This window comes from Phyllobacterium zundukense, from assembly GCF_025452195.1.
Taxonomy (GTDB): Bacteria; Pseudomonadota; Alphaproteobacteria; order Rhizobiales; family Rhizobiaceae; genus Phyllobacterium; species Phyllobacterium zundukense_A.
On record NZ_CP104969.1, the window covers coordinates 325,346 to 339,165 of the forward strand.

The following is a 13,820-nucleotide window of genomic DNA, read 5'->3' on the forward strand; positions in this document are numbered from 1 at the left end:
CGCCACCGGCAAATCAATCAGACGCTGGCGTATGCGAAGACCTCATTGGCTCCGCGATAGATCATCTCCAGTGACACGTAGAGAATGATCAGAAGACCAACATAGGCGATCCAGCGGTGACGCTGGAGCAAACGCGCAATGAAGCTTGCAGCAATACCCATGAGCGCGATCGACAGGATCAAGCCAAAGACAAGGATTTCAATGTGGTCACGCGCCGCGCCGGCCACAGCCAGCACATTGTCGAGCGACATCGAAACGTCGGCGATGACGATCTGCCATGCGGCTTGAGCGAAAGTCTTGCGCGGAGCACCCGCGGCAACTTGCCCGTCACCATCAATATCCCCTCGTAAAAGCGCCTCGTTGGCCGCGGTCTCCTCGGCATGGCTGGTGCGAAGCTCCCGCCACATTTTCCAGCAAACCCAAAGCAGGAGGATACCGCCCGCAAGCAAGAGACCGATGATCTGCAGCAGCTGGGTGGTGGCGATCGCAAAAATGATACGAAGCACCGTGGCTGCGATAATACCGAGAAGAATGGCTTTGGCGCGCTGATCCTTTGGCAGACCAGCGGCGGCAAGGCCGATGACGATTGCGTTGTCGCCAGCCAGGACCAGATCCATCATGATGACCTGGAGAAGGGCTGAAAGTGCGCTGGCACTGAGAAGTTCGCTCATGTGGTACCCGTTTTCCATAATTGGGGGCGCCCAAATTCCGTGAAATATCCGAAATCACAAAGCAACGGCAATCTGCACTTTCATTTGGAATGCGGACTGAACTGTGAAAAATTACGGTCGATTGTATTCCAGGAACACCAGGCCATCCAAGTTGAACACTCAGTCCGACATCGCAGCTCCAAGAACTGCCAGAGGGGCCCGGCCTGATGCCTCATTCCTATTCGAATCGCGCCGCGAACTCAAGGGGGCAATATCCGGAATCGAAATGTGGCCGAGGTTTGATCCGACTCACACGCAGTATTGCCGCGGCGCAATGAGCGACTTTTCGTCCGCTGGACCGGCACGGACGATGCCGATAGCTTCTGCCTGCAATCGAGAGGGAAGCACATGACTGATATTTGGTTTCGTACGGGTGAAGCAACGGTTCTGGCTGCGGAGGGTCAGGTGACCGACGCCATGCCGGAGGTTGTCATCGGCTCGGTCAGGGGTCCGGTCGGGCAGGCATTTGCGTCGATGATGGGGCAGGTCAAGGGTCACACACGTATGTTCGTGGTGCGGGATCTCAACCAGGCGGTACGGCCGGCCACGATGATGACTACAAAGGTCACAATCAAGAACATGGTATATGCGGAACTGCTTGGCGGGGTCGTACAGGCGGCGATGGGCGATGCGATCGTCGACTGTCTCATCGAAGATATTCTTCCCCGCGATCAAGCCGATGAGCTCTGCATGATCATTACCGTCTGGCTCGATCCTCGCTGCGCCGATGACGAAAATCTCGACCACAAGGACCTTTACCGCACCAACTACGAAGCGACGAAGCTCGCAATTTCCCGGGCGATGACGGGGAGGCCCACGGTCGAAGAATTGATCGCCAACCGCAAGACCGTCAAACATTACGCGCTTGAAGGCATCATCGATTATTGATCGCCTGTTCGCATGCGGCAAATCCCGAACGGGTTCTGTTAATAGGTCACCGTCACGACGATTGTATCGCTGTAGAGGCCGGGCGTCGGTGTAGTCTGAGGCGGAATGCGTGCATAGACAGGCAGGTTTTGCGTCACACCAGTCCCGGTACCGCCAAGCGTATTGGTGCCCGAAGTATCTCCCCAAGGCAAGGCGCGTGCCACGTCCCGGTAAAGACCATAGGTGACGAATTCGGCACCTTTGGTCATGCGTCTTGCTGTCGGTCCAGCATTCGCACCGCCTGGACCAAGCGCCACGACATACGGTGTGTTCGGTGAACAGTTGACCGACACCTGACCATTCTGGTCGATATTGGCGCTCAATACGCCGCGATTGCCGAAATCGATATTCTGCGCCGACACCAGGCAATCTTTTACGGTTTGCAGGCTGACGGTAAAGTTGGTGGTTCCTGATGCCCCGGAGAGACTGGCGCATCCTGCCCCGTCGTCAAAACGATAACGGAACGTCGTCTGGGCGCCGGAAAAGTTCGATGAATAGCTCCCGACCGGCGCCGTTGCCTGATTGGGGAAGATTTGCCCATACATTGTAACAGTTGTCGACCCGGATCCTAGCAGCGCGGGTATATCGACAAAAAACTGCGGGGGTCTGGCGGGAAACGCCCACGTCCATGATCCCCAGACGGTTTGCCGGGCCGGATCCTGGTAGAGTTGATAGTTGAGCGCTATCGGGCCGGTCATCAATCGCGCCGCTGAAGTTGCGCCGCCGGTGCCTGCATTGAGGTTGGGACAAATCAGGACGCGGCGAAATAGACCGAGTGCCGCCGAACAGTTTGCCGTGAGGCTCGTTGTCCCGTTGATCGCGGCGCCGGATAATGGGCTTCCGGAAAATATCATATTGGAGGTACTGAATGTGCAGGACTGGGCGTGTATTTGTGTCGGCAACATCTGCAGGCAAATGAACAGCAGAAAACCGGTCAGCAAACGTTTCACGAGCAAACCACACTCTTGATCTTGACCTGCACCCCCTGCTTTGCCTGATACGGAAAACGCGCCCGGCAACTCTTGCCATCCTCAAGGTCGACAACAATGTCGTTCTGTGCTCCAAGCGCGGAAATATAGGCTTCGCCGTCATATCCGATCACAAATTCTTTGCCTGTCCTTTCCACATGGCCACGCAGGCCGGCTTCCAGGGCCTTACCGCTCGCATCAAGAAGCGTGACAAGCGCAGAAGCGGTCGTTTCTTCCACGTCGAAGTTAATAACGACGCCGCTGCGATCTGCGGGCACAACCACGTTGCGCGTCGAGCCGACGCTTGCGTCGACGGGCAGATTTTTCGGATCGATGGCCACGATATTCGGCTCATACGATCTGAGATTTGGCACCAGTATCCGTCCGCTCCGGTTTGTACGCCCAACCGGGCGGTTCTCGAATGAAACGTCGATATCCGGCGCGCCGACATCCACGACCGCGAAGGCATCGTCTATGCGGTTGGTGGCAAAGACGCCTCCTGAAGCGACGGCAATCGCCCCATCAACCTGCGCATTGGCGCGAACCGTATCGTTGAATTGCTGCACGCTACCTTCGATCCTTGCATAGCGCGCCCGGTAACTCGCGGACGCGGAACGGTCCGGGTTGCTGCCTTCGCTGGTTCTCAGGCGCCATCCATAGCTGCCCTCCTCCTGCCTTTCCGATTTCGCCACATCGATAAAACCCGCTGGTCCGTCGGCGGTCTGCTCGTAACCGGTCGAAACATTGATGTCATTGTCGAACGGGATGGTGAGCCCGGCAAAGACACCGAAACTCTCGCTGTCTTCCAAGTCTGTAAAGGCAGTGGCGTAGAATGAACTGCTCTTGAACAATGACTAGCTGAAGGATGCCCCGATGATCTTGCTGTCATCGCCTTTGTCGAGGTCGAGCTGCGTATAGGAGAAGTTCAGATTGCTGCGATCGAATGGTCCCGGCGTTGACAGGGTGACCTGCGCCAGCGACCGTGGTACGCGCGGGCTGAAGACGCTGACGCCGCTCGGATCAAAAATCGGATCGAGTTCATCGTCTGCAGACACAGAGGCGATGTCGTCGTAGCTACCAAAAGCCTGTTGCAAGCGCGCGAACAAGGTGTAGTTGCCATGCGTGACTTCCACAGACCCGTTGAGGATCATGCCGGCGTCGCCATCATGACTACTTCCAGCGGCAGCGACCGAGGCTACTCCATAGGCGCCTAGTGGAAACGCCGCCCCAATGCCGCCGTTGAGTAGATCCACCCCGCCTTCGAAATGCCCTTCCAGGGTCAGCCAATTGGTGAGACCATAACGGAAGGTGGCGACGCCCATCGGAGCACCGTCATAGTCGTTGGACTCGGTACCGTAGTTTCGGCGCGGAAAGCCGAGATCCGCAGAAAAATCGATCAGCCCTTTTTGCAGCAACAGGCTCGACGAATAAAATGGCAGCGTCGTTCGCGTCTCGCGCCCCAATGTATCCCGCAGGACAATCTGCGCCTCGCCCTGTCCGGAAAAAACTGGAAAGTTTGTCACCTCGAATGGTCCGGAAGGCACTGCCCCGCTATAGGTCCTGACATTCTGCGTATAGACCTCAAGCGTCGAGGGCACCGCCGCAGTGCCCGAAAGAATGGGCACGGGCAACGTTACGAGATCTGGACGCAGGGAAAAATTGCGCTGCACCTGCATGCCGCCCAGAAAGACCGGCCGTGTCCACGGCAGGCCTCCCGAGATGAAATCTCCGGCGCGGTAGGTGATCAGCCGTTCGGCATCGGAGTAACTCCACGTGGTATTTAGCCTTTTCACTCCCTCGAGCTCGCCATCCGACATGTTTGCCGTAAAGGATTGATTCAGCGTTCCATAGGGGCTGAAGAACCGCGCATCGAACCCGCCGGAGATTCCCTGGAATGGTTTGACATTGCCATCCATAAGGTCATTGCTACCCGCGAAAAGCGAATAATTTAGCACGGCGCCGTAACTCGACTGGGGTTTTTGCGCCTTGTCGTCCGTTGTTACCTTGGGACTTATGTCAATGACCTTCGCCGCACGAGCGCTGTCATCAATTGTGACGTAGAGCCGTTGCGTGGCGGCATCTATCCGGTAGTCGAGACCAGGGACATCCTCGAGCCTTACGGAGCCGTTGGGCCCGCGAACCTTGGTGTTGGCCTTCAACCCGACTTCATGCAATTCCTGCGGCGTGGCCGACAGACCGCCATCGGCAAGTTGTCTGAAAGCGCCAATCATTTCAGTCGAGGTATCATTGATAAAAACCTCCAGATAAAGATCTCCTGCCTCAACGCTCTGAGATATGTTCTGATCAGGTATCGGTGGACCTTGGTTCTGGGCTCGACCAGATGAGAGCGTGCAGAGGCCCGTGCAGAAAATCGCCAGCGCTCTACCGGCCGCTGATAGAAACATCGGCATTGAGCGGTCCGAAATCGCTTTGCGCTTTCAGGTCGGCCGACCCGGAGGAAACCGATTTGCCCGAAGCGATAGGCCACTCCATGCTCGATTCGCCAAGAACATAGCCGACCAGTCCCTTGCGATTGCCGAGCACGCGGCCACCTTGACTTAGTTGCACGTCGGCAAGCCTCAACCTTGTATCGCCTGTGTTGCGCGCTCTCAGCATCAGCGCGCCCTTCGATTTCACGAGTCCCCAAGCCACCTTCGGCGGCGAGGCGTCCTCATCCTTGAAGAAGACGGGGATCGAATAGCGAACGACAAGCGCGACAGTGCCTGCTCGTTTGCGCGATGGATCGGGTAGTTCGTCAACGATGACGCGGTAGCCTTCCTCACCTGCAACCGGCTTTTTCGTAACCCGCACGACACGAACGGCATACTCTTTGGCGCTGGGCAGGGTCGTGGACGGAGGACTGACGATGACGTCGTTCGTCGGCTCAAGCTGTTCCACGCCATTTATCTGCGTCCAGCGGAACACACGGATCTGCACATTGATCGGCCGCTTGGCCTCGTTCGTCAACGTGAGAACACCGGCACTGCCTGGCGCGATCATCTCGAGATTGGTCGGCGAAACACGTAAGGAAGCACTCTGGGCCACACCGGAAAAGAGCATGAAGAGGCTCATCGCGCCGATGCTATATAGCATGGTCCGCATTCGGTTCTCCTTGAAAGAGGATCAGTAAGTAACGGTTACTGCAACTGTGTCGCTATAGGCCCCCGCACCGGGCGTGGATTGGGGCGGAACGCGCCCAAACACCGTAATCGGCTGCACGGCCCCATTTCCCGTGCCCGATACCGTGTCCGTCAACACCGTAGTCCCCCAGACATTCGTATGGTTGACATCGCGGTAGAGATTGTAGCTGACGGTGGCGGCGCCTGGTCCGGTCATCAAGCGGGCGGTAAGCGAAGCTCCGCTTCCTGTACCCAGCCCGATACCCACATTATAGGGGGTACCGGTCGTGCACTGCACGCTGATGGTGCTGGTCGAGTCGAGATTGGCATCAATGACACCATGTGATCCAAAATCCAGATCGGAGGCAGATACCAGCTTGCACTCGGTCGTTATCGTGATCCTGACAGCAAAACTCCCCGTTGCTGTCGCTGCCAAGGCGGGACTTGTGAGGCAGGTTAAAACGGCAAAACCTGCGGTAACCAAACCTCGTACCAAAATGCCAAAATTCATTTATCCTCCTCCAGGTGTCGGCGCCGATAGCAACCGCCTCCAGTTCACTACAAACGAATCAGTATTATGGCCCCCTATTATGATTCTAAAGTCGTAACCTTTTCAAGTTACTTATGCAAGCGCCAGCTTTCCATTGTCGATAATATTCTTGTCTTTTCAACGACTTAGTCATGTTTCTATGCAAAAATTCAACGCGACGCTCTATCCGATACTATTTTGTATCAAACTAGTATATTAAAAAACCAGTGTAATGGGTCAACATTGCTGGCTCAATATTTTGCGTAATTTTAATACTTTTGGTTGTACTTTGGAACGAATGTTCGCGCAGGTCACGTATTTGTCCACGGTAGGCACCCAGGCGGGCCTGACTGCTCGCCTTAGAACCCAAACGATTTCTGCGCCGGTTGCGGTGATCTCGAAATGGACGCCCTCCAGCTCGAGCATGCGCGCCTTGGCGACGGAGCCCCCAGGTGCAGAGAAACCACCGACTTTGCCCCCGGCTGCCAGTACCCGATGGCAGGGAATAATCAACGGCACCGGGTTCCTGGCCATGGCTTGGCCAACATCACGCGCGGCTTCCGGTCCTGCACCAAGTTGCTTGGCCAATGCCCCGTAGGTCGTCGTATGGCCCCAACCCAACTGCCGTGCCGCAGCATATATCTGCTCGAAAAATCCGTCCTGCTCGCCCAAATCAAGTTTAAAGCCGAAAAAATCGATCTCTTCACCCTCGAAATAGCGCTTTGCCGCAGCCACCGCTTGAAGCACTTGCTCGGAGGGTTGGCCGGGTTCAGCGTCAGGTAGCCTGCGAAGCAGCAACCGTTCTGTCGCGTCGGCACTTTTGGTCGGTAACTGAAAACGTGTGATCCCGATATCGCTCCAGGCGATACCGCAGAAGCCACCCGCGGTTTCGAAAATAAGATAATGATGCACTGTCTGGCCCATCGCACGGCCCTCACATTTCAACTGCCATAAAAATCGTGCAATCGGCTCGTGAATTCAACCCGATTCCTGCTTCATGCAACCGCTCGGTTGTTCGAGGTCGTCAAAAAGATGCGCGGGAGCAGCATCTAATTATTTTGGCTTAATAACTTGACTCGTTTTATCATATTATTTTATAGCTATCTCCGCAACCTCGCTGGCAATTTTACTCGGGCATTTTAAATAAAAATGCCCGAATAAAAGCCGTTTTATACCTCATTACAATCATCTATCAAGAAGATATCCAAATGAGAAAAGAAATAAATCTTTACGATGGCAATGCTCTTGTTGATGTATTGATACAATATAAGCCAAAGCTCATGAAAATTGCTGAAAGCGTACTGCATTCTCGCACGCAATCGGAAGATATATTTCATGATGCTGTTCTCAAGGCATGTACCATGCGGCCAAGCTGCATTCGCTGCCCGGTTGGCTATGCTTGCCGCATGGTCTACAATCTGGCCTTGGACGAGGCCCGCAGGCGGTCCTATGAAAAGCTCAACATGACACCCGTCGACGGTATGGAATCAATCCCTGCCCCGAGCGTCAGCGCGCTCGACTGTCTGGTGACCACAGAAACCTTGTGGGAAGTGCTGAACTCATTGAACAATCTGCCGAAACGCACCCAGGACGCATTTGTCCGCCATCGTGTAGACGGTATTCCGCAGAAGGATATCGCGGAAGAACTGGGGGTATCCAGAACCCTCGTCAATTTCATGATCAGAGATGGGCACCGCGCGTGCCAGCAAACCCTTAGTGCAGCTTAGACAAGCGGCGGCCGCGGATAAGCAGCAGCGCAAACACCGGTCCGCCCAGCAGCGTAGCGACAAGCCCTGTCGGCAACTGCCACGGGAAATAGGCGGTACGACCGATGAAGTCGGCTGTTGCCATGAGCAGCGCTCCGCATAGTGCCGAACCCATCAGATGTGGCAAGCCGCGCGTCAGCCCAAGCCGCTGCGCCAGATGCGGAGCCATCAGCCCGACGAAGCTCAACGGACCCACTATCAGAGTGGCCATGGCTGTCAGCAGCGCGGCTACGGCAAGGATAAGTATCTGCAGCTTCTTCACATCAACGCCGTGTGAATGTGCCGACAGATCACCCAAAGCGAATTGCTGCAGCGGTCGAACGAGGAGCATAACCGTGATGATGCCGACGATTGCCAATGCCGAGATGATCAATGACATGGCACTGCTCACCCCGTAGGTCGAGCCCGCCATCCAGCTGATCAGTGACAGGGCTCGCGGGTCACCTGAGGCGAGGACGACGGAGATCAATGCGGTCAGAAATGCTCCCAGCGATACGCCAAACATCAGAAACTGGTTCCCGGAGTGCGCCGCGCGGCTCATCGCGAAGAGGATAGCGAGAACTGTCCCGGCACCCAAAAAGCCGCCGATAAGTCGATGGGTGATGGTCGGTTCTGATACAACGAACAGGATACAAAGCAATCCGAACGCTGTTCCGGCACTGACGCCCAGAACCTCCGGACTTGCCATGGCGTTGCCGGTCAGACGCTGCAACAGACTGCCGGCAAGCGCCAGCATGATACCCGCGGAAGTTGCGGCCACGAGTCGAGGAAGCCGCCATGGCAACAGGGATTTCAGTGTCGCGCCGGTACTGCTTATCCACGATCCGTCGACGCCCCTGCCGACAAATATCGCGACCATTGCGACGGCCAGAACGAGACCGGCAAGCGTCGCTATCAGTATCAGGGGCCGGCTGCTTGCGGCGGGGGACGATCCACTGTGAATCGCCGTTTGCAGCGAACCGCCACGCTTCAACATCACGAACAGAAGTACCGGCACTCCGATCAGCGCAGTCGCCGCACCGGTCGGAACATAGCTTCCTGTTTTTGCGGTATAAATTTGCATGATCTGATCAACGATGATCAACAAGGCAGCGCCGATGAGCGGAGCAACAATGAGCCTTGTATTGATCCGCCGGGCGCCAATAGCCCTCGCGATCGCGGGCGCAGCGAGGCCGAGAAAGCCGATCACACCCACTGCGCTGACCGTGAACGTCGTCAGGGCCACGGCGACAAACAACGCAGCAGCCCGGACAAATTGCAGTTTGATTCCAAGTCCTTTCGCTGCCTCACCAAGCGTCAGGACACTCAACTGCCGGACAAGCAGCAGCGCAAGTACGGTAAAGCCGACGACTTTCGGGAGAAGTCCGGCAACCGAGCGCCAGTCGTTCTGGTTCAACGATCCGCCACCCCAGACGAATAGACCTGACAGATAGTGGTCGTTCATCAGCGTCAGCAGCGTAACGATTGCCGTACAGTAGAGGCCCATAACCAGGCCTGTCAGGATGACGGCAATCGGCTGGAATTTGAATCGCCATGCGACGGCAAAGACGACGGCCATCGCGGCGAAGCCACCGAAAGCCGTTGCCGTGTCGCGGCTCCAGCCGAGAAGTGCCGGAAACCAAAGCATTGCGATACCGAGTGCGAGCTGCGCTCCTGCCTCTACGCCCAAGGTTGAAGGTGAAGCGAGCGGGTTGCGCAGCACATGCTGGAAGAGCATGCCCGATAGTCCAAGGGCGAAGCCGCCGACACAAGACATCGCAAGCCGCGGCAATACGCTGTAATGCAGCAGGACTGCCTGGCTGTCACCGGCTGACGGCAGCGAAAAGACAGCACGTACTCCGGCGCCGCCGATCAAAGGACCGAGGTTGAACGCAGCGATGGCGGCGGCGATACACCACAACAAGCCGGTGGCTAACCATGGACGGGCAGCAATATGTTTCATGCGCTGCCTTCGACGAGCAATCGGGCAAAACGGGTTGCCGCAGGCAGTGTGCCAAACATCAGCACGCTTGCCATGCGCTGGACATGCCCTGACTGAACAAATGGCATACTCTGCCAGAGCGGACTACCCGGCAAGTTTGCCAGCACATCCGGTGGAACCGGATCCATGTAAAAGAGACGCGCGTCGCCAATATCAAACAGATCGGCCATACCTATATCGCCAAATCCCCATTCGTTGGTTGGCCGCGTCCAGGCATTTTCCAGCCCAAGACGGTCGAACACATCCTGAAAAATGCCGCCGGGTCCATATATCCGGATATTGCGTTCGTCGATGAAGGTAATCACTGCGACCTTGCCGAGATGGCTGGTCGCCGCCCGTGCTGCACGCAATTCCATCTCCGAGCGATCGATCAGCGCTTCCGCTTCGGCCGTGCGGCCGAGCACGCGGCCGAGTTCCCGCGTCGCGTCAATGATATGGGGAAACGGTGATGACCCGAGTGCGTGTATCGGGAACGATTTGACCGGCGCGATCTGCTCCAGCTGTGGCCTGACCCATTCAAGATACGGCGTCGACACGATCAGATCGGGTCTCAACAGCTGTAACAGCTCCATGTTGATTTCATGGGAGGAGCCGAGATTGGCCACGTCTGGCGGCAAAGCCGGTTCCACAGTCCAGTTCGCCCATCCCGTCGTGTCCACCAGTCCAATTGGCGGCACACCGAGCTCAATCAATGTCTGTGCAAGACCATAGTCGAGCGAAACAATTCTCGGGGCGGAACTTGCCACCGGAGCGCTCATCGGCCAACAACCAAGCGTTGCCGCCGCACCAAACAGAAAGTCGCGTCTGCGTATCGGGGACATCGGCTTAGAGGACGTAACTGATGGGTGCTTGCGTTTCCGGATGCCGGAATATTCCCATGCGCACGCCATAGATCGCATCGAGCCTGTCCGCAGTAATCAGCGTTTCGGTCTCGTCGTGAGCCACGAGCTTGCCGCCGGAAAGTGCAATCAGCCGGTCGCAATAGCGCGCTGCCATGTTGATGTCATGCAGAACGATGAGCACGGACCGACCATGGTCGTGTGCCAGCATCTGGATGAGGCGCATAACTTCGATCTGATGATTGATGTCGAGCGCCGAGATCGGCTCGTCAAGAAGCAGACACTCGGTGTCCTGGGCAACCAGCATCGCCAGGAAGGCACGTTGGCGTTCGCCGCCGGACAGCGTATCGACAATGCGATCAGCCATCGCTGTCATGGAAGTCAGCTCCAGTGCTTCGCCAACCTTGGCCCTGTCGTTGCTGGAGAAACGTCCAAGCGCGCCGTGCCAGGGATAGCGGCCGAGAGCAACGACTTCCTTTACGGTCATGCCGTCGGTGTCGGGGGTTTGTTGCGGCAGATAGGCGACCTTCCTGGCATATTCCTTGGACCGGAACGAGCCCAGCGCCTGCCCCAGACATTCGACGCGGCCGTGCGTTGGCGACTGAAAACGCGCCAATATCTTCAGCAGCGTGGATTTTCCGGACCCGTTGTGGCCAAGGATACCGACCACCTCGCCCTGCGGAATGTCCAGCGTCAATGGATGGAGCAGTGTCCGTCCATCAACGTCGTATCCGATACCATTCAACGAAAAGGCGTATCCGTTCATCACATACTCGCTAGAACTTGGCCGAAAGCGTCGCTTTGATGGCCCGCCCTTCGCCATAGATACAACTGGTATTGCTACTGTCACCGGCGCAGGTCGAGTAATACTCTTTGTCGAACACATTGTTGGCCTTGAGCGATCCCTTCCAGCCGTTTTTCTCATAGCTGATGGCTGCATCCACCAGGGTATAGGAGCCGACCTCGATCTGATTGGCGTTATCGCCAAATGAACTGCCGACGTAGCGGACACCGGAACCGACATTCAGGCCTTCAAGAACACCGGTTTCGAAGGTGTATTTCGCCCAGAGCGACGCCTGATGTTCCGGCACGAGCGCCGGCCGATTGCCAAGTTCACCATCGACGTTGCTCGATGTGATTTCCGCATCAAGATAGGTGTAGCTGCCTGTCAGGCTGACGCCGTGGAAGAGGTTCACGACGGTCTCGAGCTCGAAGCCGCGATGGCGCACCTCGCCCGTCTGAACGTCGAATCCTAGATTATCGGGGTCCGGCGTCAGCACGTTTGACTTGGTGATCTCGAAAACCGAGCCGGTGACCGTTCCCGGGAAATAGTCCGGCTCATACTTCACGCCCGCCTCGTACTGCTGACCCTCGGAAGGCGAAAATGCCTGACCGGAGAAGCCTTGACCGATAGTTGGTGTGAAGGATTCGGAATAGCTGATGTAAGGCGTCAGGCCGTTATCGAACAAATACCCAAGACCCACCTTCCCCGAAAACGCGTTATCGGATTGCTTGGTGGATGGTTCATCAGGCATGCGATTATGGGTCTTGTCTTCCACCCAGGACTGGCGCCCTCCCAGAGTAAGCAACCAGCGATCGTCGAATTTGGTCTGGGTTTGAGCGTAAAGTCCGATCTGATCGACGGTCTGGCGGCGATCGACATAAATTGGCGGAGAAGGAACATCGATGCCATAGACGGGGTCATTGATATCGAGGCTCGGCCCGGTATCGAAGCCGTTCTGACCATCAACTGTCTGGCGGTCGTATGACAGGCCCATCAGCAACGTGTTCTTGATGCGTTTTCCTTCATAATCATACTGAACACCATTATCGATGCTGAACAGCGTCGCCGTTTCGTCAACCGTGAAGGCCGTGCGGCCCATCGTGGCGTCGTCGATCATGCTCGAATAATAGAGGTGCCTGTAATCCGTATTTTGCCGCGAGTAGCGGACATTCTGCCAGACCTTCCACTCATCATTGAAACTGTGCTCGAACTCGTAGCCGATGGAGCCATGATCTGCATCGAACCGGTCGAAATTCGGATCGGATGTAGTGAAGCTGCGCGAGAATTTTGGAATGTTCGGAAAGGTTGAATTGGGGATCGGCAGGAACGTATTGGGCGTCAGTTCATCCCACTGGTAATTGGCAAGGATCGTCAGCGACGTGTCGGCGCTGGGTGACCAGGTGATAGCGGGTGCAATGAACACCCGGTTGTTTTTGGAAAAATCCGTTTGGGTCTGCCCATCGCGGAAAAGACCTGTCAGGCGATAGGTCCACACGCCTTCCTTGTCGAGCGGACCGCCCAGATCAATCCCCGTCTCATAGGTGTTGAAGGATCCGTAGCTGGCATATGCGCTGTAAAGCGGGTCCTGGGTCGGCCGCTTGGTCACGAGGTTGACGATGCCGCCCACCTCGTTCGAGCCATAGAGGACGGAAGCCGGTCCCTTGAGCACTTCCACCCTCTCCAGGCCGTATGGCTCGGCTTTGAAACCGGAGAAGTCGATGGCCTTTTGCGGCAGGCCGTCGCGATAGACGGCGTAGGGGCCAATGTCAAAGCCACGGATCAGGAATTGATCGAAGCGATCATCAACGCCCCAGGGTGAGGCCGTGACGCCGGAAGTGTAGGCAATCGTATCCTCGATTTGCTCTGAAAACCGGTCATCCATCTGCTCGCGGGTAACAACAGAAATGGATTGGGGGATTTCACGGATCGGCGTGTCAGTCTTGGCACCTGTCATCGTATTCTTGGCGATATAGCCTTTGTCCGGACCAACAGGGCTGGTATCGCCATCGATGACGATAGTGTTCAGCTGGATTGAGGGCGCTTCCTGGGCAACCGCGATATTTGCCATCATCAACCCGGCAATCGACGTCGTCACCAGCAATCGGGCATGGCGCTGCCGCCTTGATGAACTGACTTCGGTCCAAATCACTGCCCTGCATCCCCGCATGACACACCCCTTGTAAAAGCTTGACTCTGC

At 56.4% G+C, this 13,820-nt stretch carries 12 protein-coding genes and 1 pseudogene; 2 read left to right on the forward strand and 11 right to left on the reverse strand.

The window, feature by feature from the left end; all coding sequences use genetic code 11:
• Positions 1–17: 17 nt before the first annotated feature.
• A complete protein-coding gene (locus N8E88_RS01515) occupies positions 18–671 on the reverse strand; it encodes a TerC family protein (RefSeq protein ID WP_262290412.1) in 654 nt (217 codons plus the stop codon).
• 387 nt (positions 672–1,058) lie between these two features.
• On the opposite strand from N8E88_RS01515, the gene fae reads away from it, so the two are divergent.
• On the forward strand, positions 1,059–1,598 hold the full coding sequence (gene fae, locus N8E88_RS01520) for a formaldehyde-activating enzyme (RefSeq protein ID WP_262290413.1): 540 nt from the start codon (positions 1,059–1,061) through the stop codon (positions 1,596–1,598).
• Positions 1,599–1,636: 38 nt separating this feature from the next.
• Here fae and N8E88_RS01525 read toward each other — a convergent pair whose 3' ends face one another.
• From N8E88_RS01525 to N8E88_RS01545, 6 genes and pseudogenes are all read right to left on the reverse strand, one after another.
• Complete coding sequence (locus N8E88_RS01525) at positions 1,637–2,587, reverse strand: Csu type fimbrial protein (RefSeq protein WP_262290414.1); 951 nt, start codon at positions 2,585–2,587, stop codon at positions 1,637–1,639.
• Complete coding sequence (locus N8E88_RS31440) at positions 2,584–3,456, reverse strand: fimbria/pilus outer membrane usher protein (RefSeq protein WP_315975182.1); 873 nt, start codon at positions 3,454–3,456, stop codon at positions 2,584–2,586. The genes N8E88_RS01525 and N8E88_RS31440 overlap by 4 nt, the downstream gene beginning before the upstream one ends.
• 3 nt (positions 3,457–3,459) lie before the next feature.
• A complete protein-coding gene (locus tag N8E88_RS31445) occupies positions 3,460–4,836 on the reverse strand; it encodes a fimbria/pilus outer membrane usher protein (protein WP_315975183.1) in 1,377 nt (458 codons plus the stop codon).
• 151 nt (positions 4,837–4,987) lie between these two features.
• Positions 4,988–5,707: a fimbrial biogenesis chaperone gene (locus N8E88_RS01535; RefSeq protein ID WP_262290415.1), complete on the reverse strand. Its 720-nt coding sequence runs from the start codon at positions 5,705–5,707 to the stop codon at positions 4,988–4,990.
• A gap of 21 nt (positions 5,708–5,728) precedes the next feature.
• Positions 5,729–6,235: a Csu type fimbrial protein gene (locus tag N8E88_RS01540; protein ID WP_262290416.1), complete on the reverse strand. Its 507-nt coding sequence runs from the start codon at positions 6,233–6,235 to the stop codon at positions 5,729–5,731.
• Positions 6,236–6,612: 377 nt separating this feature from the next.
• A pseudogene (locus N8E88_RS01545) lies at positions 6,613–7,177 on the reverse strand (methylated-DNA--[protein]-cysteine S-methyltransferase).
• A 284-nt stretch (positions 7,178–7,461) separates the two neighbouring features.
• Between N8E88_RS01545 and N8E88_RS01550 the strand changes: the two are divergent.
• Positions 7,462–7,980: a sigma-70 family RNA polymerase sigma factor gene (locus N8E88_RS01550; RefSeq protein WP_262290417.1), complete on the forward strand. Its 519-nt coding sequence runs from the start codon at positions 7,462–7,464 to the stop codon at positions 7,978–7,980.
• On the opposite strand, the gene fhuB is transcribed toward N8E88_RS01550, so the two are convergent.
• From fhuB to N8E88_RS01570, 4 genes are all read right to left on the reverse strand, one after another.
• Positions 7,967–9,961 (reverse strand): Fe(3+)-hydroxamate ABC transporter permease FhuB, encoded by a 1,995-nt coding sequence (gene fhuB, locus N8E88_RS01555; protein ID WP_262290418.1) that lies wholly within the window; start codon positions 9,959–9,961, stop codon positions 7,967–7,969. The two genes, N8E88_RS01550 and fhuB, sit on opposite strands and share 14 nt — an antisense overlap.
• Positions 9,958–10,758, reverse strand: coding sequence for an iron-siderophore ABC transporter substrate-binding protein (locus N8E88_RS01560; protein WP_262290419.1), 801 nt, complete (start codon positions 10,756–10,758; stop codon positions 9,958–9,960). Before N8E88_RS01560 ends, fhuB begins: the two co-directional genes overlap by 4 nt.
• A 67-nt stretch (positions 10,759–10,825) precedes the next feature.
• Positions 10,826–11,605, reverse strand: a complete 780-nt coding sequence (locus N8E88_RS01565; RefSeq protein ID WP_262290420.1) for an ATP-binding cassette domain-containing protein — start codon at positions 11,603–11,605, stop codon at positions 10,826–10,828.
• 10 nt (positions 11,606–11,615) lie between these two features.
• Entirely contained in the window at positions 11,616–13,772 is a 2,157-nt protein-coding gene (locus N8E88_RS01570) for a TonB-dependent siderophore receptor (RefSeq protein ID WP_262290421.1), read from the reverse strand.
• Between the last annotated feature and the right edge of the window lie 48 nt (positions 13,773–13,820).

Excerpts from the sequence above, each read along its gene's own strand:
- N8E88_RS01515 (WP_262290412.1), bottom strand. The coding sequence starts at position 671 with ATGAGCGAACTTCTCAGTGCCAGCGCACTTTCAGCCCTTCTCCAGGTC.
- fae (WP_262290413.1), top strand. The coding sequence starts at position 1,059 with ATGACTGATATTTGGTTTCGTACGGGTGAAGCAACGGTTCTGGCTGCG.
- N8E88_RS31445 (WP_315975183.1), bottom strand. The coding sequence starts at position 4,836 with ATGATTGGCGCTTTCAGACAACTTGCCGATGGCGGTCTGTCGGCCACG.
- N8E88_RS01535 (WP_262290415.1), bottom strand. The coding sequence starts at position 5,707 with ATGCGGACCATGCTATATAGCATCGGCGCGATGAGCCTCTTCATGCTC.
- N8E88_RS01540 (WP_262290416.1), bottom strand. The coding sequence starts at position 6,235 with ATGAATTTTGGCATTTTGGTACGAGGTTTGGTTACCGCAGGTTTTGCC.
- N8E88_RS01550 (WP_262290417.1), top strand. The coding sequence starts at position 7,462 with ATGAGAAAAGAAATAAATCTTTACGATGGCAATGCTCTTGTTGATGTA.
- fhuB (WP_262290418.1), bottom strand. The coding sequence starts at position 9,961 with ATGAAACATATTGCTGCCCGTCCATGGTTAGCCACCGGCTTGTTGTGG.
- N8E88_RS01560 (WP_262290419.1), bottom strand. The coding sequence starts at position 10,758 with ATGAGCGCTCCGGTGGCAAGTTCCGCCCCGAGAATTGTTTCGCTCGAC.
- N8E88_RS01565 (WP_262290420.1), bottom strand. The coding sequence starts at position 11,605 with ATGAACGGATACGCCTTTTCGTTGAATGGTATCGGATACGACGTTGAT.